At 57.1% G+C, this 21,542-nt stretch carries 21 protein-coding genes and 1 pseudogene; 13 read left to right on the top strand and 9 right to left on the bottom strand.

Annotated features, from left to right (window positions below; genetic code table 11):
* Positions 1-564: 564 nt before the first annotated feature.
* From ureG to AC2FNC_RS08145, 8 genes are read right to left on the bottom strand one after another with little or no spacing between them, the layout of a single operon-like run.
* Complete coding sequence (gene ureG / locus AC2FNC_RS08180; protein ID WP_480520392.1) at positions 565-1,215, bottom strand: urease accessory protein UreG; 651 nt, start codon at positions 1,213-1,215, stop codon at positions 565-567.
* Positions 1,212-1,865, bottom strand: coding sequence for an urease accessory protein UreF (locus tag AC2FNC_RS08175; RefSeq protein ID WP_209504916.1), 654 nt, complete (start codon positions 1,863-1,865; stop codon positions 1,212-1,214). Before AC2FNC_RS08175 ends, ureG begins: the two co-directional genes overlap by 4 nt.
* The gene (gene ureE, locus AC2FNC_RS08170; protein ID WP_209504410.1) at positions 1,849-2,301 is read right to left on the bottom strand and encodes an urease accessory protein UreE; all 453 of its coding nucleotides are present in this window, start codon (positions 2,299-2,301) and stop codon (positions 1,849-1,851) included. The genes AC2FNC_RS08175 and ureE overlap by 17 nt, the downstream gene beginning before the upstream one ends.
* Positions 2,302-2,319: 18 nt before the next feature.
* Entirely contained in the window at positions 2,320-4,029 is a 1,710-nt protein-coding gene (ureC, locus tag AC2FNC_RS08165; protein ID WP_480520394.1) for an urease subunit alpha, read from the bottom strand.
* On the bottom strand, positions 4,029-4,334 hold the full coding sequence (locus AC2FNC_RS08160) for an urease subunit beta (protein WP_209597619.1): 306 nt from the start codon (positions 4,332-4,334) through the stop codon (positions 4,029-4,031). The genes ureC and AC2FNC_RS08160 overlap by 1 nt, the downstream gene beginning before the upstream one ends.
* Positions 4,331-4,492 (bottom strand): peptidase M23, encoded by a 162-nt coding sequence (locus AC2FNC_RS08155; RefSeq protein WP_209504407.1) that lies wholly within the window; start codon positions 4,490-4,492, stop codon positions 4,331-4,333. The genes AC2FNC_RS08160 and AC2FNC_RS08155 overlap by 4 nt, the downstream gene beginning before the upstream one ends.
* Before the next feature lie 16 nt (positions 4,493-4,508).
* On the bottom strand, positions 4,509-4,811 hold the full coding sequence (locus tag AC2FNC_RS08150; RefSeq protein WP_209504406.1) for an urease subunit gamma: 303 nt from the start codon (positions 4,809-4,811) through the stop codon (positions 4,509-4,511).
* Position 4,812: 1 nt separating this feature from the next.
* Entirely contained in the window at positions 4,813-5,736 is a 924-nt protein-coding gene (locus AC2FNC_RS08145; RefSeq protein ID WP_480520396.1) for an urease accessory protein UreD, read from the bottom strand.
* Positions 5,737-6,029: 293 nt separating this feature from the next.
* Between AC2FNC_RS08145 and urtA the strand changes: the two genes are divergently transcribed.
* Genes urtA through urtE form a run of 5 tightly spaced genes read left to right on the top strand, consistent with a single transcriptional unit; the run spans position 6,030 to position 11,992 of the window.
* Positions 6,030-7,310, top strand: a complete 1,281-nt coding sequence (gene urtA, locus AC2FNC_RS08140; protein ID WP_496715023.1) for an urea ABC transporter substrate-binding protein — start codon at positions 6,030-6,032, stop codon at positions 7,308-7,310.
* A gap of 60 nt (positions 7,311-7,370) precedes the next feature.
* Positions 7,371-9,323 (top strand): urea ABC transporter permease subunit UrtB, encoded by a 1,953-nt coding sequence (gene urtB / locus AC2FNC_RS08135; RefSeq protein WP_480623722.1) that lies wholly within the window; start codon positions 7,371-7,373, stop codon positions 9,321-9,323.
* Positions 9,324-9,326: 3 nt separating this feature from the next.
* A complete protein-coding gene (gene urtC / locus AC2FNC_RS08130) occupies positions 9,327-10,556 on the top strand; it encodes an urea ABC transporter permease subunit UrtC (RefSeq protein WP_209504403.1) in 1,230 nt (409 codons plus the stop codon).
* Positions 10,553-11,293, top strand: a complete 741-nt coding sequence (gene urtD / locus AC2FNC_RS08125) for an urea ABC transporter ATP-binding protein UrtD (RefSeq protein WP_209504402.1) — start codon at positions 10,553-10,555, stop codon at positions 11,291-11,293. The genes urtC and urtD overlap by 4 nt, the downstream gene beginning before the upstream one ends.
* 3 nt (positions 11,294-11,296) lie before the next feature.
* Positions 11,297-11,992, top strand: coding sequence for an urea ABC transporter ATP-binding subunit UrtE (gene urtE / locus AC2FNC_RS08120; protein WP_209504401.1), 696 nt, complete (start codon positions 11,297-11,299; stop codon positions 11,990-11,992).
* A gap of 129 nt (positions 11,993-12,121) precedes the next feature.
* Here urtE and AC2FNC_RS08115 read toward each other — a convergent pair.
* Positions 12,122-13,057, bottom strand: a pseudogene (locus AC2FNC_RS08115) (IS5 family transposase).
* 219 nt (positions 13,058-13,276) lie between these two features.
* Here AC2FNC_RS08115 and AC2FNC_RS08110 point away from each other — a divergent pair.
* The 8 genes from AC2FNC_RS08110 to AC2FNC_RS08075 all read left to right on the top strand — a co-directional run bounded on the left by AC2FNC_RS08110 (position 13,277) and on the right by AC2FNC_RS08075 (position 21,528).
* Positions 13,277-14,596 carry an ABC transporter substrate-binding protein gene (locus AC2FNC_RS08110; protein ID WP_209504400.1) on the top strand — a complete coding sequence of 440 codons (1,320 nt, stop codon included), beginning with the start codon at positions 13,277-13,279 and terminating at the stop codon, positions 14,594-14,596.
* 79 nt (positions 14,597-14,675) lie between these two features.
* Positions 14,676-15,623, top strand: a complete 948-nt coding sequence (locus tag AC2FNC_RS08105; RefSeq protein WP_170332156.1) for a carbohydrate ABC transporter permease — start codon at positions 14,676-14,678, stop codon at positions 15,621-15,623.
* The gene (locus AC2FNC_RS08100) at positions 15,620-16,558 is read left to right on the top strand and encodes a carbohydrate ABC transporter permease (protein WP_010442361.1); all 939 of its coding nucleotides are present in this window, start codon (positions 15,620-15,622) and stop codon (positions 16,556-16,558) included. Before AC2FNC_RS08105 ends, AC2FNC_RS08100 begins: the two co-directional genes overlap by 4 nt.
* Positions 16,555-16,743, top strand: coding sequence for a hypothetical protein (locus AC2FNC_RS08095; protein ID WP_209504399.1), 189 nt, complete (start codon positions 16,555-16,557; stop codon positions 16,741-16,743). Before AC2FNC_RS08100 ends, AC2FNC_RS08095 begins: the two co-directional genes overlap by 4 nt.
* A gap of 2 nt (positions 16,744-16,745) precedes the next feature.
* Positions 16,746-17,843, top strand: coding sequence for an ABC transporter ATP-binding protein (locus AC2FNC_RS08090; protein WP_209597607.1), 1,098 nt, complete (start codon positions 16,746-16,748; stop codon positions 17,841-17,843).
* The gene (locus AC2FNC_RS08085; protein WP_496715021.1) at positions 17,836-18,828 is read left to right on the top strand and encodes an ABC transporter ATP-binding protein; all 993 of its coding nucleotides are present in this window, start codon (positions 17,836-17,838) and stop codon (positions 18,826-18,828) included. Before AC2FNC_RS08090 ends, AC2FNC_RS08085 begins: the two co-directional genes overlap by 8 nt.
* An 11-nt stretch (positions 18,829-18,839) precedes the next feature.
* Entirely contained in the window at positions 18,840-20,462 is a 1,623-nt protein-coding gene (locus AC2FNC_RS08080; protein WP_209504396.1) for a dihydroxyacetone kinase subunit DhaK, read from the top strand.
* Between the two features lie 7 nt (positions 20,463-20,469).
* The gene (locus AC2FNC_RS08075) at positions 20,470-21,528 is read left to right on the top strand and encodes a LacI family DNA-binding transcriptional regulator (RefSeq protein ID WP_209504395.1); all 1,059 of its coding nucleotides are present in this window, start codon (positions 20,470-20,472) and stop codon (positions 21,526-21,528) included.
* Positions 21,529-21,542: the final 14 nt, after the last annotated feature.

Genomic DNA, 21,542 nt, shown 5'->3' with positions numbered 1-21,542 from the left:
CAGCGACGCTTGCGCTTCCTGTCTCGGTCCCATCATGGCTGATCCCTCCCTTTAGGAAGAATTGAATCAGCAACTTACCAACCGATCAAGCCCGAGTTTTTCAACAAAATAAGCCGATTTCGCCCACAAGTTCGGACGTTCTGAGGACTCGGGTACTCAGACTTAGCTGCTTCAAATGACTAGGTTCCTTGGCCGCCCAAACACGTCGCCTAGTGTCTAAAGTCCAATGCTCAGGCGGGTTCTATACTTTGGCCATATCCCATAAACTGATCAACATGGTCAGGTTACGCCAACAAATTTTGAAGTGGAAAACTGAGGCAAGGCGAAGACTGGTTGCAAGTACTGGTGGACCCTTCGAGCAACGAGACAAACGAGCTCTTTCGGAGACTTGCCGAAGATAACCCATTGATGACGATTGCGTTCATCCTCGGGGGGTGTCGGCACGACACCTTGCGGTGGAGCACTGTATCGGCGATCGGGCCGGTTCGCCGCGCCCAAGAACGAAATTGTGAGCGGACTACGAGCTACATGGTTCGGTCGTCATTCCGCCGTCAAAGGCACACGTCAACCGCCAGAAGCCTCTGCAACACATCCATCTGCAATTTTCAGACCCCCAATCTGCGCTAACAAACTGACGATCGCGTCAACGCCCGTTCGGTGGCGTAGGGCCGAAAACACGAAAGGTCGGCCCTTTCGAATTTGCGTGGCGTCGCGCTCCATCACTTCGAGCGACGCGCCGACATGGGGGGCGAGATCTGTTTTGTTGATGATCAGAATGTCCGATTTCGTTATCGCAGGACCGCCCTTGCGCGGAATTTCCTCACCCGCTGCAACGTCGATCACGTAGAGTGTCAGGTCCGCCAGTTCCGGGCTGAATGTGGCCGACAAATTGTCGCCGCCGCTTTCGATCAGAACTATATCCAAGCCGGGGTGACGGGCCTGCATCTCTGCCACGGCGGCCAGATTGATCGAGGCATCCTCGCGGATCGCGGTATGCGGGCAACCGCCGGTTTCGACACCGATAATCCGGTCCCGGGGCAGAATCTGCATCCGCATCAACGCTTCGGCATCCTCTTGCGTATAAATGTCGTTGGTGATGACACCAATCGAAAAGGCCTCGCCCAGGGCCTCTGCCAAAGCGGCAGTCAGGGTCGTTTTACCAGCGCCAACCGGGCCGCCGATACCAACGCGCAGGGGGCCGTTCATACTGCTCATGTTCGGAATATCCTTGAATATTGAGTTTCATGTTTCATCGACAAGATATCGGACAGGAATGCGGTTGAACCCAGTTCATCAAGGCCCGTGTGTTGTGCTGTTTCCGCAATCGAAGTGCAGAGCGGGGTCAGATCACGAATCAGCCGCTGAGCATCGGTCTGTCCCAAAGGGACAAGGCGGGTTGCGCAGGCCACAAGATTGCTCATGAAGGCCTGAAGGAACATCTGCGACACCAGCGGGCGCGGCAGATTCTGCATCCGCGCGGCACGGCCCACCGCGACCGGGTAGGTGAGGCGCCGCAGGTCGAGCCCCCAGATATCTCCGGTCACGGATCCGAAAGCCTGACCCAGAAGGTCGGATTCCATCAGCCGTTCCGACCCGGCGCAAAAGGCGCGGGCGGAGGCATCGATTCGGGCCAACGCGGCCCTGTCATCGGCGTTATACGCGGCCACAAGAAATAGCGCGTCATTCCAGCCCGAGCCATGTTGCAGTATCGTGGCGACCCAGTCGCCTGTCTGGTTTGCGCTGGCGACCCGGCCCAGTTCAATCGCTGCCTCCAGCCCGTGGGAATAGGCGAAGCCCCCAACCGGATAGGCGGGGGACAACCATTGGGTCAGTGTCAGGATGTCAGAGCTAGTGGGCGTGACCATGGGTCCTGCCGTGGCCATAGGCCCCGCCTTCGGGGGTGAAGGGTTCGACGACTTCGCGAATATCGGCACCCAGTTTCATCAGCATGTCGCGAATGACGTGATCGCGCTGGATCAGCAGCCTGTCAGATTCGATTTGGCAGGGTGTGTGCCGGTTGCCGATATGCCAGGCAAGGCGCAGCAGGTGGTCGCCCTTTACCTCCAGCAGCTCTTCGGGGGCCGCGACGATTTCAATCTCACGACCGTCTTCCAATACCAGAACCCCGCCATGATCCAGCGATTTGGTGTTGGAGAGATCAACCAGAAACGCCTCGCCATCATCCGTGGCCAGCATCTTGCGGCGCAGGAAGCGGCCATCATAGTCCAGCGAGACCTGCGCATGAGCGGGTGCATGCGCATGGTCGTGGTAGATACGAGCGGTTTTGATCGCGGTGGTCATCTTGGTGCTCCTTGTATCTCAGAACATAAAGTATCGCTGCGCCATCGGCAGCACCTCGGCAGGTTGGCAGGTCAGCAATTCACCATCGGCGCGGACCTCGTAGGTTTCCGCGTCTACTTCGACATGGGGCGTCGCATCGTTTAGCAGCAAATTGCGTTTGCCAATCTCGCGTGTGTTCCGCACGGCGACTGTTTTCTTGGCCAGGCCTAGAGTTTCACCGATCCCGTCCGCCTGCGCTGCTGCCGAGACAAAGGTAATCGCCGAGTGCTCCACCGACCGCCCATAAGCCCCGAACATCGGACGGCTGTAAACAGGTTGCGGTGTCGGGATCGAGGCATTTGGGTCGCCCATCTGCGCGCAGGCAATTGTACCGCCCAGCAGAACCATCTCGGGTTTCACGCCGAAAAAGGCCGGGTTCCACAGGACAAGATCGGCGCGCTTGCCTACCTCGATGCTGCCGATTTCATGGCTCAGACCGTGGGCAATCGCCGGGTTGATGGTGTACTTGGCGATGTAACGGCGGACCCGCAGGTTGTCGTTTTCACCGGTTTCCTCGGTCAGACGCCCTCGCTGTTTCTTCATCTTGTCGGCGGTTTGCCATGTGCGGATCAGCACCTCTCCGACCCGGCCCATGGCCTGGCTGTCAGACGCGATGATCGAGAACGCACCCATGTCGTGCAGGATATCCTCGGCCGCGATGGTCTCGCACCGGATGCGGCTTTCGGCAAAGGCTACGTCCTCGGGGATGGACTTGTCGAGGTGATGGCAGACCATCAGCATATCCAGATGTTCCTCGACCGTGTTTACAGTGAAAGGTCGCGTCGGGTTGGTCGAGGAGGGAAGAACGTGATTCTCGCCACAAATCTTGATGATGTCAGGGGCATGGCCGCCACCTGCGCCTTCGGTGTGGAAGGCGTGGATGGTGCGTCCTTTCATGGCGGCGACAGTGTTTTCGACGAAACCGGATTCGTTCAGAGTATCGGTGTGGATCATCACCTGTACATCCATCGAATCGGCCACCGACAGGCAGCAGTCGATGGCGGCAGGGGTCGTGCCCCAATCCTCATGCAGTTTCAGAGCGCAGGCCCCGGCATTGACCTGTTCCTCGAGCGCAGCTGGCAATGAGGCGTTGCCCTTGCCCGCAAAGGCGAGGTTCATCGGGAAGGCATCCGCCGCCTGCAACATCCGTCCGATATGCCAGGGGCCGGGGGTGCAGGTGGTGGCCAGCGTGCCATGGGCCGGACCCGTGCCGCCGCCTAACATGGTGGTCAGGCCGGAATGCAGCGCGTCTTCGATCTGCTGAGGGCAAATGAAGTGGATATGGCTGTCGAACCCGCCTGCGGTCAGGATGCGCCCCTCGCCCGCGATGGCTTCGGTGCCGGGGCCGATGATAATGTCGACACCTGGCTGCGTGTCGGGGTTCCCCGCCTTGCCGATCCTGGCGATACGCCCGTCTTTCAGACCGACATCCGCCTTGTAGACACCCGAATGATCCACGATCAGCGCATTGGTGATGACTGTATCCACCGCCCCCTTGTCCCGTGTGACCTGAGACTGCCCCATCCCGTCGCGGATCACTTTCCCGCCGCCGAACTTGACCTCTTCGCCATAGATGGTCAGATCGCGTTCGACCTCGATGATCAGGTCGGTATCGGCCAGCCGCATTTTATCGCCGGTGGTGGGGCCGAACATGGCGGCATAGTCGGAGCGTTTGATTTTTGCTGGCATCACAACGCCCCCATGACCTTTTGATTGAACCCATAGACCTTGCGTGCGCCGCCGATCGGGATCAGCGAAACCTCGCGTTCCTGTCCCGGTTCGAACCGCACGGCGGTGCCGGGGGCGATGTCCAGACGCAGGCCATGGGCGGCAGCGCGGTCGAATTCCAGCGCCGGGTTGGTCTCGGCAAAATGATAGTGCGAGCCGACCTGAATCGGGCGGTCGCCAGTATTGGCGACCATCAGCGTCAACGGCTCGGCGCCCAGGTTGAACGTGATTTCGCCTTCAGCGGGGAAATGCTCGCCGGGGATCATTTGTTTAGCTTCACCATCAAGGCAACAGCAGCCAACGCGACAATCGCGAGGCCCACGGCCAGAGCGGCATAGTCCGTGCCATGCGCGTGGATATGCGTGCCGTTATGCGCGGCGGCGGGGCCAGCCAGGATCAGAACAGGGAAAAGCATGCGGGTCATATCAGTGTTCCTTTTTTTAGCGAATAGGGTTGTGAACGGTCACCAGCTTGGTGCCGTCGGGAAAGGTGGCCTCAACTTGAACCTCGTGAATCATCTCGGGGACGCCTTCCATGCATTGCGCGCGGGTGATCACCTCGGCCCCGGCTTGCATCATATCGGCGACCGACCGCCCGTCGCGTGCGCCTTCAACCACGGCGCTGGTGATAAGGGCAATCGCCTCGGGATGGTTCAGTTTGACACCACGGGCCAGTCGTTTACGGGCAACTTCAGCGGCCATGGCGACCAGCAGTTTGTCTTTTTCACGGGGAGTCAGGTTCATGTCAGATTGTCCAGCATCTTGGAAGCGAGTCGTTGTTCAGTCGCCGAAGCACGGGCATCAGACTTCGGCGCAGGGCATACCCGTTCTTGGCCAGCAGTCGGACGACCAGCAGGTCAGGTTGAAACAGGCTGGCCCCGGCGGTATCGGGCAGCATCTGGCGGATTGCCTTCAGATGCCCTTCGGCCCTGGGCGAGGCAAATGCGACTAAGGCCATCGCGCCCGCGCCATCTGCAATGTGCTGACGGGCCAGATGCGCGCTAAGGTCGCCGGTGAACCGGGTGGCGTCCAGAAACACCATCCTTTCGTTGCGCCGAATCTCGATCCGATCGCTGAGGCGGATATCCGTCAGAGTTTCACCCATCGCGGTACGACCAAAGATCAAAGGTTCAACCATAAGGGCCGAGGCATCCTCGGCCAAATCAATACGCAAGCGCCGGTTTAATGCGCTGCCACTGTACAGGATCGTCTCTTGCGGAAGCCAGTTCAGCCTTGCCTGCGGACCGGCGGTTAAAGTGTTGACGATGCGTGCGGCCTGACCGGGTTGTGCTTTGTATGCCCGCTCACAAGCCTGCGTGGTCACTGTCAGTTCGGTGCCCCGGCCTGCGCGGCCTGAAAACCGGAAATCATCACCGCCAGTAACACCACCAGCCGTGTTCAAAAGCACGGCGTCCAATTGGCTGCCGTGTCCGCGTGGGAAGAGACATTTGAACGAACCCGCCGGCCGCAAGCGATCAATCACACTGCGCCCGTGGAACAGTTTGGCCGACAGCGTAACCCGGCCTTCAGCGCGTGGCGGTCTCGCATGTGACGCTGACGATATGGGCGTGAATTGAGTGATGGCAGCGGCTTTCGCGTCATGAACGTTTGGCGCTTTTTCACCTTTGGGATGTCGAAACTCTATCGACAGGTGCAGATTTTCGACCAAGTCCCGTACCGTAAGTGCAATTTTTAATCACGCATGCAGCATGTAGATCAAAAATCGGGCATATCAGTCCACTTTGCCAGAATGCTATGGGGCCAGATTTGCCTATTTCGCTGCAATGCAGAATCGATGTGGGGCCTGCCGGGCTAACGACCGCCGGGGGTGTGTGACGGCTGCGCGAATTGGACCTCGGACACAACCGCCACACGTAACGCAACATACAGTTGCGGGGATCAGGTAGTAGAAGACAGCGTGTCAACGCAAGGCTTCTGTGCCCGCCCCGCCAGGAGAATTACATGACATCTCTCAAATCCACGCTCTTCGGATCGGTTGTCTTTGCCGCCATGGCAACGGCCGCTCTGTCTGCTGAAGACACGATCAAAGTCGGCGTACTGCACTCGTTGTCAGGCACTATGGCGATTTCGGAAACCACGCTGAAAGACACGATGTTGATGCTGATCGACCAGCAGAACGCCAAAGGCGGCCTGCTGGGCAAGCAGCTTGAGGCAGTTGTGGTTGATCCTGCATCCGACTGGCCGCTGTTTGCGGAAAAAGCGCGTGAGCTACTGACCGTGCATGAGGTGGATGTGATCTTTGGCAATTGGACGTCCGTCAGCCGCAAATCGGTGCTGCCGGTGATTGAGGAACTGAACGGCCTTCTGTTTTATCCGGTGCAGTATGAGGGTGAAGAAAGCTCGAAAAACGTCTTCTATACCGGTGCCGCGCCGAACCAACAAGCGATCCCGGCGACCGACTATTTCCTCGACGAGCTTGGCGTTGAGAAATTCGCGCTGCTTGGCACAGACTATGTCTATCCCCGCACCACCAACAATATCCTCGAAAGCTATCTGAAGCAAAAGGGCATCGCGGACGGTGATATCTTCGTCAACTACACCCCCTTTGGCCATTCCGACTGGTCCAAGATCGTGGCGGATGTGGTTGCGCTGGGTGCGGATGGTAAGAAGGTCGGAGTGATCTCAACCATCAATGGCGACGCCAACATCGGCTTCTACAAGGAACTGGCTGCGGCTGGCGTCTCGGCGGATGACATTCCGGTCGTTGCGTTCTCGGTCGGAGAGGAAGAACTGTCGGGCCTGGATACAACCAACCTTGTGGGCCATCTGGCTGCTTGGAATTACTTTCAGTCGGCGGATACCGACGCCAACACTGAATTTGTTGAAAAATGGAAAGCTACCATGGGCGAAGACCGGGTGACCAACGACCCGATGGAGGCACATTACATCGGTTTCAACATGTGGGTTAACGCCGCGACCGAGGCCGGTTCGACCGACGTAGATGCCGTGCGCGCCGCGATGTACGGGCAGGAATTCCCGAACCTGACCGGTGGAACCGCTGTCATGCTGCCGAACCACCATTTGGCCAAGCCGGTTCTGATCGGTGAGATTCAGGAAGACGGCCAGTTCGACATCATCAGCGAAACCGACGTTGTGCCGGGCGACGCCTGGACCGACTTCCTACCGGAATCGGCGGTGCTGGTATCGGATTGGAAAGAGCTGGGCTGCGGTATGTACAACACCGAGACCGAGACCTGCGTTCAGACCCTGTCGAACTACTAACCGACACGCAAGGTGGGTGTGATGCCCGCCTTGCCCCCAAAGACACTCGGGTTTCACCACATGTTACGACTTTTCCTTGCGGGCCTCGCAATTCTATGCGCCCACCTGACCGCCAACGCGCAAGAGGCCGGTCTGCAACCGATCCTGCAAGAGCATCAGGAGATCATCGCCAAAAGCTCACGCAAGACAATCGGGCCCGCGATTGATGCGATTGCCAGCAGCGGGTTGCCGCAAGCGCAGGTGATGCTTGAGACATGGGCCGCCAAGGACGTGTGGATGCGCAAGTCGGACGGCCTGTTCTTTGCAGGCAAAAAGGTCGAAGGCCGGTCGTATGAGCTTACCGATTTCGATACTGGCGAGGTCGTTGGTATTTTCGAGAAATCCAACCTGAAGCAGTTGAAGCCCAATAGCGGCATCCGCGCGATGATTGGCACGGCTCTGGTGCAGTACCAGCTAACAGATCCGGACCGCGCTCGGCGGCTGGCCGCTTTGCAATCCATCCAACGTGACCCCGAACGTGCTTTGCTGGAGCCCCTACGCGCGTCGATTGCCGATGAAGCTGATGCTGATCTGAAAGCTCACAAACAACGGCTCGAACGGTTGCTGACGATTGGATATGACGAAGATACCGCGGCGCGCGTGGCTGCGATTGAGCAGATGTCCGACGATCTGGGCGTGGACGTCCGTGGCGCATTAAATCCACTGATCGCGACGACGCGACAAGCAGCACCGGAACTTCCGTCTAATGTGAATATCGCCGCCGTTTTAGAACCGGGTTCGAGTGATTTGACGCGCGATGAGGCCTATGACTTGCTGGTCACTGGCAATCTGGCGCCCCCACGCTTGTCACGGGATGATATCCGGACAGCTCTTGCGGCCAATATTGACGGGGGTCGCGTTGGTGACATTCCGCTTGCGCAACTGAATACAGATGAAACGCGCGCTCGGGCATATGTAGCCTTGGCAGAGGCAAGGGTCGTTCCCGCCTTGGTAACCGAGGCCGACATAAACACGGCGCTGGCTGAACATGTGTTCATTGATACCTACACGGAACCCTCGCCCGAAGTGACCGCAGCTGCAGTGCAGGCACTTGAACAGATCGAGCTGAAGGTCGGCCTGAACCAGACGCTCGACCTGACACTGGACGCGATCTCATTGGCGTCGATCTATTTCTTGGCAGCCATCGGTCTGGCGATCACCTTCGGCGTGATGGGTGTGATCAACATGGCTCATGGTGAGTTCATCATGATGGGCGCCTATACCGGATACGTGGTGCAGCAGTTCATCCCCGACCACACGCTGTCGATAATCGTCGCCATCCCGATGGCCTTTGCCGTCACCTTCGCGATGGGCGTCGCGATGGAGCGGCTAGTTATCCGCTGGCTCTATGCCCGTCCGCTTGAGACGCTGCTGGCGACCTTTGGCATCTCAATCGCACTGCAACAGCTGGCCAAGAACATTTTTGGCACGCAGGCCCGCCCGCTGACCGCGCCCGGCTGGCTGGATGGGGCGTGGGTGCTGAACGATGTGGTTTCGATCAGTTATATCCGCATCGCGATCTTTGTGCTGGCGACGATCTTTTTGGGACTGTTCCTCTACATTATGAAGCGCACGCGGCTTGGGCTTGAGATGCGCGCGGTGACACAGAACCCACGCATGGCCGGGTCGATGGGTATCAATCCGGGGCGGGTGAATATGCTGACCTTCGGCTTGGGCTCGGGCATCGCCGGGATTGCCGGGGTTGCGATTGGTCTGTTCGCAAAGGTCACGTCCGATCTGGGCAGCGACTATATCGTGCAAAGCTTCATGACCGTGGTTGTTGGCGGCGTCGGAAACATCTGGGGCGCGCTGGCAGGTGCGGGCATGATCGGCTTCCTGCAAAAGGGGATCGAGTGGATGAACCCCTCGAACACCCTCGCCGCGCAAACATACATGATCATCTTCATCATCATTTTCATCCAGTTCCGGCCAAGGGGCATCATTGCCCTCAAAGGTCGTGCGGCGGGGGATTGAGCCATGGAACGCAGCTTTGTCGCCAAAAACCCATCGGTACTGGTCTTTCTGGCCATCCTCTCCCTGTTCACGTTGGGCGTCACCGTCCTGTCCGAAGGGTTCGGGATTGGCGTGATCTCGACCAGCTTTGTCAAAACGCTGGGCAAGACCCTGTGCCTTTGCCTGATCGCTGTGGCCATGGATTTGGTCTGGGGATTTACGGGCATCCTGTCCCTCGGCCATTTCGCGTTCTTCGGGCTGGGCGGCTACATGATCGGCATGTGGCTGATGTATGAACGTACCCGCCTGATCGTGGTGGAGTCGCTCTCCCAAGCCGACATTCCGCCAACATCGGCCGAGGTCGTGGATGCCATCGGCACGCAAATCTTCGGCGTCGTCGGATCGTCCGAATTCCCGCTGATCTGGGCCTTTTCGGACAGCCTGTTCCTGCAACTGGCGCTGGTCGTGCTGGTGCCGGGCCTTCTGGCACTGATCTTTGGTTGGCTGGCGTTCCGCAGCCGGGTCACGGGTGTCTACCTGTCGATCCTGACCCAAGCCATGACATTGGCACTGGCGCTGTACCTGTTCCAGAACGACAGCGGTATGCGTGGCAACAACGGCCTGTCGGGCCTGCAGAACCTGCCGGGCGTCACGGCCTCGCAGGACTTGGTGTCAATCTGGTTCCTCTGGGCCTCAGCGCTGGCCCTGGGGCTGGGCTACATGCTGGCGGCATGGATCGTGGCGGGCAAGTTCGGCTCGGTTATCCGCGGCATCCGCGATAATGAGGCGCGAGTGCGGTTCCTTGGCTATTCGGTCGAGAATTACAAGCTGGCTGTCTTCACATTGACCGCCTGCATCGCCGCCATCGCGGGCGCGCTGTATTATCCGCAGGCGGGGATCATCAACCCCGAGGAGATGGCCCCCATTGCCTCGATATATCTTGCCGTCTGGGTCGCCATCGGCGGGCGTGGTCGCCTGTATGGAGCGGTCATCGGCGCGGCGTTTGTCAGCCTGCTCAGCACATGGTTCACAGGTGGACAAGCGCCGGACATCCCACTTGGGTTCTACACGATCAAATGGGTCGACTGGTGGCAGGTGCTGCTGGGCGTCTCATTCGTGCTGGTAACCCTGTTCGCACCAAAGGGTATTGGAGGGCTATTCGACCTCTGGACCAACCACCGCGCGCCGCAACGCTACGGTGCCCCGCTTGGACCCGATGAAAGCGCATTGCGCGAAATGGAGGCCTTGGAATGAGCACTCTGCTGGAGGTCAGCGGCGTTTCAGTCACCTTCGACGGGTTCCGCGCCATCAACAACCTGTCCTTCCAGATTGGCAAGGCCGAGCTTCGCGCGGTTATCGGGCCGAACGGGGCAGGTAAAACGACCTTCATGGATATTGTCACCGGCAAGACCCGGCCTGACGAGGGCCGGGTAACCTGGGGTGAGAAATCCGTTTCCCTGCTGCGAATGAGCGAGGCCAAGATCGCGCAAGCCGGCATCGGGCGTAAGTTCCAGAAACCCACCGTGTTCGAGGACCAGACCGTGCAGGAAAACCTGCTGATGGCGTTGAAGAATAAACGGGGCTGGCTGGGTGTGCTGTTCTATCGCCCTTCGACGGATCATCTGGAGAAGGTCGAGGAACTGGCCGCTGAGATTGGCCTGTATGGCGAACTGCTCCGCAAATCCGGCGAACTAAGCCACGGACAAAAGCAATGGTTGGAAATCGGGATGCTACTGGCGCAGGAACCACGTCTGTTGCTAGTGGACGAACCCGCCGCCGGGATGACCTCGCAAGAACGCGAACACACAACCGACCTGCTGGTACAGGCCGCCAAGACCCGCGCCGTCGTGGTTGTGGAACATGACATGGAGTTCGTCCGCCGCCTGAATTGTCGGGTCACGGTTCTGCATGAAGGCTCGGTTCTGGCCGAAGGTTCGCTGGATCATGTCACATCAAATCAGGATGTCATCGACGTTTATCTGGGGCGCTAAACAATGCTGAAACTGACCGATCTGACCCTGCATTACGGGCACTCGCAAATCCTCAACTGTATCTCGTTGGAGGCCGCGCGAGGAGAGGTGACTTGCGTGATGGGCACCAATGGTGTGGGCAAGACCAGCCTGATCAAGGCGATCTCGGGCACGCATCCGCGCTCGGGCGGCGATCTGATGCTGAATGACGAGGCCCTGCCGCCTCTGCCAGCCCATCGCATGGCGTGGAAAGGCGTGGCCTATGTGCCGCAGGGGCGCGAGATTTTCCCGTTGCTGACTGTGCGCGAAAATCTGGAAACCGGTTTTGCCTGCCTGTCAGCAAGCGAACATTTCGTTCCGGACGAGATCTTCGATATGTTCCCGGTGCTGAAGAAAATGCAGAACCGGCGCGGGGGTGATCTGTCGGGTGGCCAGCAACAGCAACTTGCCATCGCCCGGGCGCTGATCGCCAAGCCTCAACTTTTGCTGCTGGACGAACCAACCGAAGGCATTCAGCCCAACATCATCCAGCAGATCGGCGAAGTAATTCGTCACCTCCGAACCAAAGGAGAGATGGCCATCATTCTGGTCGAGCAGTATTTCGATTTCGCCTATGATCTTGCCGACAAGTTCATCGTCCTGCGGCGCGGCGCGGTCCTGATGCAAGGCACGCGGGACGAGCTATCGCGGGAACAGGTTCTGCAAGGCGTAACGGTTTGACATTCATAAAGGAACCAGCCTATTGAGCGGCGAGAAGCTTCAGGGTTTAAGGGGCGCAATTTAGCACTCCAGCTAGGCTTTGTTGCGCGAAGAGCCTGAAGCCCGGACTTCCCTTTTCCCCGGACGTACTTATCCTGTGGGCTCTGTGACCGGTATGCCGAGCGCGGTGTAGCTGTTCAGGACGGCTGCACGGATTGGGAGTTCGGCGACTGGACGCTCGAAGTCGCGCGCCATGAGGCTCTGCCCCAACAGCTTCACGCAGTGCATCTTCGTTTCGGCGCGACTGCGGCGGTGGTATCCGCTCCAATTTCGCCGGATGGCACGGCCAAGGTATTTCGAGGCGCACAGCGCCTCGTTACGGGCGATAGCGCCTGCTGTCGATGGCTTTCGCGGTTTTGCGTTCTTGCGCGGCGGGATAACGGCGTGGGCACCCCGGTTTGCGATGGCATCGTGGCATTTGCGCGTGTCATACGCCCCGTCTGCGGTGACCGAGGCGATCTCGACATCGACCGGGATCTGGCTGAGTAGTTCAGGCAGCATGGGCGCATCACCGATGTTGTTACCGGTGATTTCGATGGCGCGGATCTCCAGCGTCTGTTCGTCAACGCCGATGTGGATCTTGCGCCAGAGACGGCGTTTCGCGCGGCCATGCTTGCGGGCATGCCATTCGCCTTGGCCCTCCGCCTTGAAGCCGGCGCTGTCGATCAGAAGGTTCAGGGAACCTTGCTAGCCGCGATAGGGTATGGAAACCGCCAGGGTCTTCTGGCGCCTGCTCAGCGTGCTGAAATCCGGCACCGACCAGTCGAGGCCGACCAGGCGCAGCAGGCTCTCCACGAAGTCCGTGGTCTGCCTGAGGGCCATGCCGAAGAGGACCTTCATCGTCGTCAGGCATGTCTGAATCGCAGCGCCGCTATACTGCGGCTGCCGGCCTTGCTTACCGGTCGGCGGTGGTACCCAAACCATGTCCGGATCAAATCAGATCGCCAGGGAGCCACGTTGCTTGAGGGCTTCATTGTAGGCTGGCCAGTTCTTGGTCTTGTAGCTCGGCGGGATAGGTCTGCTCATGCAGTCCAGCTACCACGCTGGATTCACGAGATGAATCCCTCACCCAACCTTTGCGCAACAAAGCCAATCAACAGCTAAAAGAATATCTGACGGCCTCTTCTGACAGTTTGAGGTACGAACCTCAAAAAAATCTGGACATGAGGTGCGTACCTCAAATAGCCTTGGAAGTATGCCGCGATTCGCACATCCTCGATTGACGGCGCAAAAAGGGAGGAATGGATGACTTACACAAAACTGGCCTCGGCCAGCGCAATAGTCCTTGCCGCTACTACTCTTTCTACCAAGGCAAATGCTGAAGATCTGACGCTATGTTGGGCTGCATGGGACCCGGCCAACGCGCTTGTCGAACTATCAAAAGAATTCGAAGCAGAATCCGGCCACACGATGAACTTCGAATTTGTTCCCTGGCCAAATTTTGCGGACCGGATGCTGAATGAGCTGAATTCCGGTGGTAAGCTCTGCGATCTGCTTATTGGTGACAGCCAATGGATCGGCGGTGGCGCTGAAAATGGCCACTATGTCAAACTGAACGACTTCTTCGATGCTGAAGGCATCAGCATGGACGATTTCGCGCCGGCCACTGTCTACGCCTATTCAACTTGGCCCAAGGGCACACCCAATTACTATGCCCTGCCTGCGATGGGCGATGCGAATGGCTGGTTCTATCGCAAGGACTGGTTCGAAAATCCTGAAATCCAAGCCGCATACAAAGAAGCAACTGGTCAGGATTTACGTGAGCCTGAATCTCAGAAAGAACTATTACAGATCGCCCAGTTCTTTCAGGGTCGTGAGATCGACGGCAAGACAGTCTACGGCGCAGCTATCTTTACCGAGCGCGGCTCGGAAGGGATCACCATGGGTGTGACCGGAGCACTGTATCCTTGGGGCTTTAAATACGAAAACACCCCGGGCTCATATGACATGGAAGGCGCCGTAAACTCACCCGAAGCGGTAGAGGCGCTGGAATTCTATAAGGAATTCTACGAAACGGCGACGCCTCCGGGATATACCAACTCTTACATGGGTGAGAGCTTGGACGCCTTCAAGTCCGGTCAGGTCGCCATGGCCATGAACTGGTTTGCGTTCTTCCCAGGTCTCTATGCTGACCCCAATACCGGCGGTGACAAGATCGACTTCTTTGTGAACCCACCGCAAAATCAGGCAGGTTCGACGCTGGGCGGACAAGGTATCTCTGTTGTCAGCTACTCTGACAAACAGGACGCTGCACTTGAGTACATCAAGTGGTTCGCACAGCCTGAAGTGCAGGCCAAGTGGTGGGAGCTAGGCGGCTACTCGGCGCATAACTCAGTGCTGGAAGATCCTGGTTTCGTGGACAGCCAACCGTTTGCCGGTGACTTCCTGGAAGCAATGGCTGGGGTTCAGGATTTCTGGCAAGAGCCTGCCTATGCAGAACTCCTGCTGGCCATGCAGAAACGCATCCACGACTACGTCGTTGCTGATCAAGGTACAGCTCAAGAAGCTCTTAATCTTTTGATCGAAGATTGGACTGAAGTCTTCGAAGACGAAGGCAAGCTGTAGTCCGGACACAGGCAGGAGCGGGCGCAATCCCGCTCCACCTTCACCCGTGAGTCCTAAACCAACAAGAACTGGCAAAGAGATGTCTGACCGGACCGTAGATCGCGTTGCCCAGGCAACGCCCGAGCGAGTTGCGCGAAAAATCCGAGGGTTATCCGACCGCGCGATCGCCTGGATATTCATCTCCCCGACGATTTTTCTATTGCTGGCGATCAACATCTTTCCGTTGATCTGGACCATCCAACTGAGCTTTACCAACTACAAGGCCAACCGGATCGGGCGCGAAGTCAAAGATGTCGGGCTCAGGAATTACGAGCGTATTCTGACAGACTCGGACACCTGGCTAAATATGCAGGCGACGGCGCACTTCCTGTTCTGGACGATCTTTTTCCAGGTCTTGATCGGGTTTACTTTGGCCTGGTTGATCAACAAGAAATTCAAGGGCAACGATCTTTGGACCACGATCATCGTGCTGCCGATGATGCTGTCTCCTGCAGTCGTCGGGAACTTCTGGAAGTTCCTGTATCAACCTCAAATCGGGCTGTTTAACTACATCGTGTCATGGTTCACAGGCAAAGATCCATCGAGCTTTGAAATGCTGGGATCCGTTACTTTGGCCCCTTGGGCGATCGTTATTGTCGACACCTGGATGTGGACCCCCTTCGTGATGCTAATCTGTCTGGCCGGGCTGCGCAGCATTCCCGATTACATCTACGAGGCGGCTGAGATCGACAGGGCCAGCAAGCTGCGGCAGTTCTTTACGATCACCATCCCGATGGTCCTGCCGTTCCTGATGCTTGCCGTGCTGTTTCGAGGGATCGAGAACTTCAAGATGTTCGACCTGGTGGTTCAGCTAACCGGCGGAGGGCCCGGTTCTGTAACGGAACTCACCTCAATCAATCTCAAGCGGGAGGCGTTTGAGAAGTGGCGTACGGGCTACGCCTCGGCCTATGCGATCATCCTTTTCGTCACCGTGTTCGGCCTTGCGTCGATCTACGTCAAAGCCTTGAACAAGGTGAAACAGAGATGAGCAGTTTTTCCGTAACCGAACCTTCGAACCGTTCCAAGTGGATCGCCGGTTTTCTGGTCATCACTTATGCGCTGATCACAATGATCCCGCTGGTTTGGATTTTACTGACAGGTTTCAAGTCTCCAGCCGATGCGATCAGCTACCCACCCAAAGTGGTCTTTGACCCAACGCTTGAAGGGTATGTAAATCTCTTCACCACGCGCACGCGGCAGACGCAGGAGTTTTTGGAAGCGAACCCGCCGCAGAACTGGGCCGATGAGATCGTCCGCCAATACGACATGGTGATTGTCGGGCCATCAAAGTTTGGCGAGCGCTTTATGAATTCGGTTATCATCGGATTTGGCTCGACGTTCTTGAGTATCTTCCTTGGTACGCTGGCCGCCTATGCGTTCAGCAGGTTCAAGGTCCCGCTCAAGGACGACCTTTTGTTCTTTATCCTGAGTACAAGGATGATGCCACCGGTCGCTGTCGCCATCCCAATCTTCCTGATGTTCAGAAACCTTGGATTAAGCGACACGCATCTGGGGATGATCCTGCTGTATACGGGCGTGAATATTTCCTTGGCGGTCTGGTTGCTAAAAGGCTTCATCGACGAAATCCCAAGAGAGTACGAAGAAGCCGCGCTCATAGATGGCTACACGAGGTTTCAGGCGTTTTACAAAGTGGTGCTGCCGCAAGCCGCGACCGGCATAGCCTCAACAGCTATCTTTTGCCTGATCTTCGCCTGGAATGAGTACGCGTTTGCCGTGCTGCTGACATCCGCGAACGCGCAGACTGCACCACCGTTCATCCCAACCATTATCGGTATTGGCGGCCTGGACTGGCCTGCAGTGGCGGCAGGTGCCACGATCTTCCTGATCCCTGTCATGATTTTCACCATCCTGATGCGCAAACACCTGCTGCGTGGGATCACATTCGGAGCCGTGCGCAAATGAGCGAGTTTCTTACCGGATTGATGCGTTTTCGCCGGGGCCCATGGGAGATGATCGCGACCATCCTCATCGCTCTGGGTGTCTTCATGCTTATGCAGCCCTTTGTCCTTTGGGCCTTCACATATTCTTTCATCGTCACGCTGATCGGAACCGTCATGTTCATCATCGTCAGCCATTTCCCGGAGTAGAAATGGCCCAGATCGTAGTTAAAAACGTAAAGAAGATGTTCGGCGATTTCACGGCTGTCCGCGAAAGCTCGTTCACGATTGAGGACGGTGAGTTCTTCATGTTGCTAGGGCCATCCGGCTGCGGAAAGACGACGACGCTGCGGATGATCGCAGGCTTGGAACTTCCGACGTCGGGTGAAATCTACCTGGACGGCGAGGAGATCAGCCAGCGCCCCCCATCGGAGCGAGACATTGCCTTCGTGTTCCAGATGTTTGCGCTGTATCCGCACATGAACGTGCGAAAAAATATCAGCTACCCCCTGATATCGCAGGGCATGCCGCGTGCTGCTGTCAAAGCCAAAGTAGAAGAAGTCGCGGGAATTCTGGGGATCAAGGACATCCTCGATAGCCCGGTAGGTGGGTTGTCAGGCGGCGATAGGCAGCGCGTGGCGCTTGGACGCGCGATTGTTCGCGAACCCAAGGCGTTCATGATGGACGAACCTCTTGGTGCCCTGGATGCCGAATTTCGTGAGCACATGGCCGAAGAACTGCGCGCGCTTCATGATCGCATGGGGGCGACCACTGTTTACGTCACACATGATCAGCTGGAAGCCATGCAAATGGGGGACAAGATCGTGGTGATGAACAACGCTGTGATCGAGCAATTCGGCACACCTCAGGAAATCTACGACAAACCAGCTACGATGTTCGTTGCAGATTTTATCGGGTCTCCTTCGATGAACTTCCTGCCGTTTCAGGGAAAGGTCGCGCCTGGCTCGGAAACGGTGCGACTGAATGGTCACGACGAAGCCGTACCCACACTGTTGGAAGGGGCGGAAGGTGACTTGGTTTTCGGTGTTCGCCCTGAGCATGTTTTTCTGTCGGATGCCAGCGCCTACCGAGCCAAGGTCCTGGCCGCAGAATATCTTGGAACCACCCAGATCGTGACGCTGCAAAGCCCGAACGGAGAGCTGAAAGCCCGCATTGATGCGCGCGAAACCGTTAACCCCGGCGAGACGGTTGGCTTGAAGTTCCGCTCATCCGCAGTGACCCTTTTCGAAAATTCTACCGGACGCGCGTTGAGGTCCGCTCTGAACGACGAGGTACTAAGCAATGGCTGAAGTCGTTCTGGAAAACATTTCGAAGTCATTCGGCGAAATCAAAGCGGTGGATGATATCTCAATGACGATCCCCAACGGTGCCTTTGTGGTTTTGTTGGGTCCGACGGGCGCGGGAAAAACAACGACGCTGAGATTGATATCCGGGCTTGAGAAACTGGATTCCGGAACGGTGCGCATTGCCGGGCGTGACGTTGGGATAGATACACCTGCCCAGCGTGATGTGGCGATGGTCTTCCAGCAATACTCGCTGTACCCCCATATGACGGTGCGTGAGAACCTGTCCTTCCCTCTGAGGTCACCGATCCTGAAGACGCCAGAGGATGAGATCGCCAGGAAGGTCAACGAAGTCTCGGAGATCCTGCAGATCCCGCACAAGCTGGACAACAATGCCACTGAACTGTCTGGCGGCGAAATGCAGCGCGTTTCAATTGGACGGGCACTGGTGCGCGATCCCCAGATTTTCCTGATGGACGAGCCGCTCAGCTCTTTGGACGCCAAGCTTCGGGCGGATTTGCGGGTCGAACTGAAAAGGATTCAGGCCGATCTGGGATCAACCTTGCTTTACGTGACCCACGATCAGGTCGAAGCCATGACAATGGCTACGCATATCGGCGTTTTAGAGAACGGCCGGTTGGTTCAATACGGGACACCCCGGGATATCTACGAAAACCCGGGCAGTGTTTACGTTGCCAGCAGGTTGGGTCTGCCGCGAATCAACATCCTGCCGTCCGAGTTGTTCGGAGGCGATCACAAAGGACCACAGATTGGTCTTCGCCCGGAAAACATCATTGAAGGCGAGGGCAGTGAAGCGCGTGTCATACGTGCCGAACATCTGGGCGACCAAACACGGCTGCACCTGGACCTGAATGGCCACCCGGTTGTCACCCTGATTGATGTTCATCAGGATTACCCCTCTGGAAAAATTATAAAAATTCGCCCCCATAACCCGTTGTATTTTGACGCGTCTGGCGCGCGCGTGAATTAAGGAGCAAAAGCATGGCCCAGTTCCTCAACACAAAAGAAACCCTGGTAACCGAGGCGATAGATGGCCTTTTGGCTTCCTCAGGCGGGCAGCTTACACGGCTGGACGGATACCCGCATATCAAGGTTGTCTACCGGTCGGATTGGGACAAGTCGAAAGTCGCCTTGGTTTCTGGCGGAGGGTCTGGTCACGAGCCCGCCCATGCAGGTTTCGTTGGCGCCGGTATGTTGACAGCCGCGGTCTGCGGCGAAGTTTTCGCCTCACCCTCGGTCGAGGCAGTTCTGGCGGGCATTCTTGCGGTCACGGGTGAGGCCGGGTGCCTGCTTATCGTCAAAAATTACACCGGTGATCGATTGAATTTTGGACTGGCGGCTGAACGCGCCCGTGCATTGGGCCGCAAAGTAGAGATGGTCGTAGTTGATGATGACATCGCCTTGCCCGACCTTCCGCAACCACGTGGCGTGGCAGGTACGTTATTGGTGCACAAAATTGCCGGAGCGCTTGCTGAAGGGGGTGCCGATCTGGACACCGTTACCAAAGCAGCAAGAAGTACCATAGCAAAGGTTGTCAGCATCGGAATGAGCTTGGACACCTGCACTGTTCCGGGCTCTCCAAAAGAAGACCGGATTGCCCCTGGCAAAGCGGAACTCGGCTTGGGCATCCACGGCGAGCCCGGTGTACAACAAGTCGAATTTTCAAATGCTGTATCGGCCATGTCCACGGTGGTGGAGAAGCTGAAGCAAAGGGTGGGTGCCGGGCATTGTGTAGCGTTGGTCAACAACCTGGGCTCTACAACTCCTCTGGAAATGGCTGTCCTCACGCATGCGTTGTCCGAAACTGGTATTGCCCACCATATCATTGGCCCGGCACCGATGATGACGTCGCTGGATATGCACGGGTTTTCGGTATCCATTCTGCCTGTGGATCAGGACGAATTGTCAGCTCTTGAAGCACCTGTTGATCTGGCCGCATGGCCCGGCGTCAATTCCATCGACCCGATCAAAGTAGCCCCGTTGCCTGATGGCCTGACACCAATCGATCCAATCCCTTCGAACAATCCCACCACGAGGGAAACGATCACCCGCTTATCTGAGCTGCTCATCAACGCAGAGAAGTCTCTGAACGAGCTGGACGCGAAGTCCGGAGATGGCGATACAGGAAGCACACTGGCCACCGCCGCAAGAGCATTGCAAGGTAGCCTTGACCGCATGCCTCTTGCTGATCTGACGCAACTGTTTCCGGCGTTGGGCAATGAGTTAAGCCAGACAATGGGCGGGTCGTCCGGTGTGATACTCGCAATCTTCTTCAATGCAGCCGGAGATGCCTGTGCAAGCGGGGCTTCGGTATCGAAGTCTCTGGTCGAAGGCCTGAATCGCGTGAGCCAGGTTGGGGGTGCCAAGGTCGGTGACCGGACAATGATTGACGCTCTGGCACCTGCACTTGCCGCCCTCCCGTCTGGACTGACCGATGCGGCCGAGGCTGCCCGCGAAGGCGCGAACAACACCGCGAATATTCGTCGTGCGAAGGCAGGCCGCGCGGCCTATGTTCCCGAAGAAAACCTAGTTGGACATAACGATCCCGGTGCCGAGGCTGTTGCTTTGTTGTTTGAAGGCTTGGCGCGGGAGATTGAGGGCTGAAGAACACGTGGAAGACCAAAAACAAAAACTAGAATTGGTGAAAAAGCCAACCGTCAACGACCTCGCGCGCGTCGCCGGTGTCAGTCTGGCGACTGTTGACCGGGTCTTGAACAGACGCCCCGGTGTGCGGGCCGTTACCGTACAGAAAGTACAAAAGGCAATTGACGAGCTGGGGTATGTGCGCGACACCGCTGCGGCCAACCTTGCGCGAAACCGAGTTTACAACTTCCTCTTTGTTCTGCCGGACACGGACAACGAGTTTGTGGAGGCAATCAGCAGTCAGATCGCAGAACAGTCACGTGACCAATTTATCGAGCGAACTCGCATTGCGATAAAAAAGGTAGCTCCGTTTGAGCCGCAAGATATCGTCAATATTTTGGATGCTGTCGCCAGTTCGGATGTTGATGGCGTTGCCGTTTTTGGGCCCGAAACGCCTTCTGTTCGTGATGCTGTAAAAAGGCTCAGGGACAAAGGCGTTCCGGTGGTTGCGTTGGTGTCTGACTTGCCGAGTTCTGAGCGAGACCACTTTGTAGGAATTGATAACGTTTCGGCAGGGCGAACCGCAGCTCAGCTGATGGGACGATTTGTGCATCGTGACGGCAAGGTTTTGGTACTTACAGGATCCCGTTTGGCACGTGACCACCTAGAGCGCCGTCAAGGCTTTGATCTAGTTGTAGCTGAGGAATTTCCACACCTCGAAGTCGTAGCGTCTGTCGAGGGCCGGGATGACCCGGATCTGATTTACAAGATGATGCCCGAGATCTTTGAAACCTACCCGGATCTGGTTGGAATTTATTCCTCCGCAGCAGGCAATGCAGGACTGATTCAATTTCTTTCAGAAAACAAGCTCAGCAAAGATCTGGTGATCATAGCTCATGAGCTTACTCCGCTTAGTCGTGAGGCGCTTACGCTCGGTACATTTGACGCTCTTATCTCGCAAGACACTGGGCACATTGTTCGTTCAGCCGTCCGTCTGCTGCGTGCAACTTCAGACAAAGTGCCATTCAACAAAGCCCAGGAACGTATCCGTATCGACATCTATCTGAAGGAAAATTTACCGCCATAGAGACTCAGGTTTTG

This window comes from Ruegeria sp. BHSA123 (genome assembly GCF_059613425.1).
This window is presented reverse-complemented; position numbering and strand designations above follow the sequence as displayed.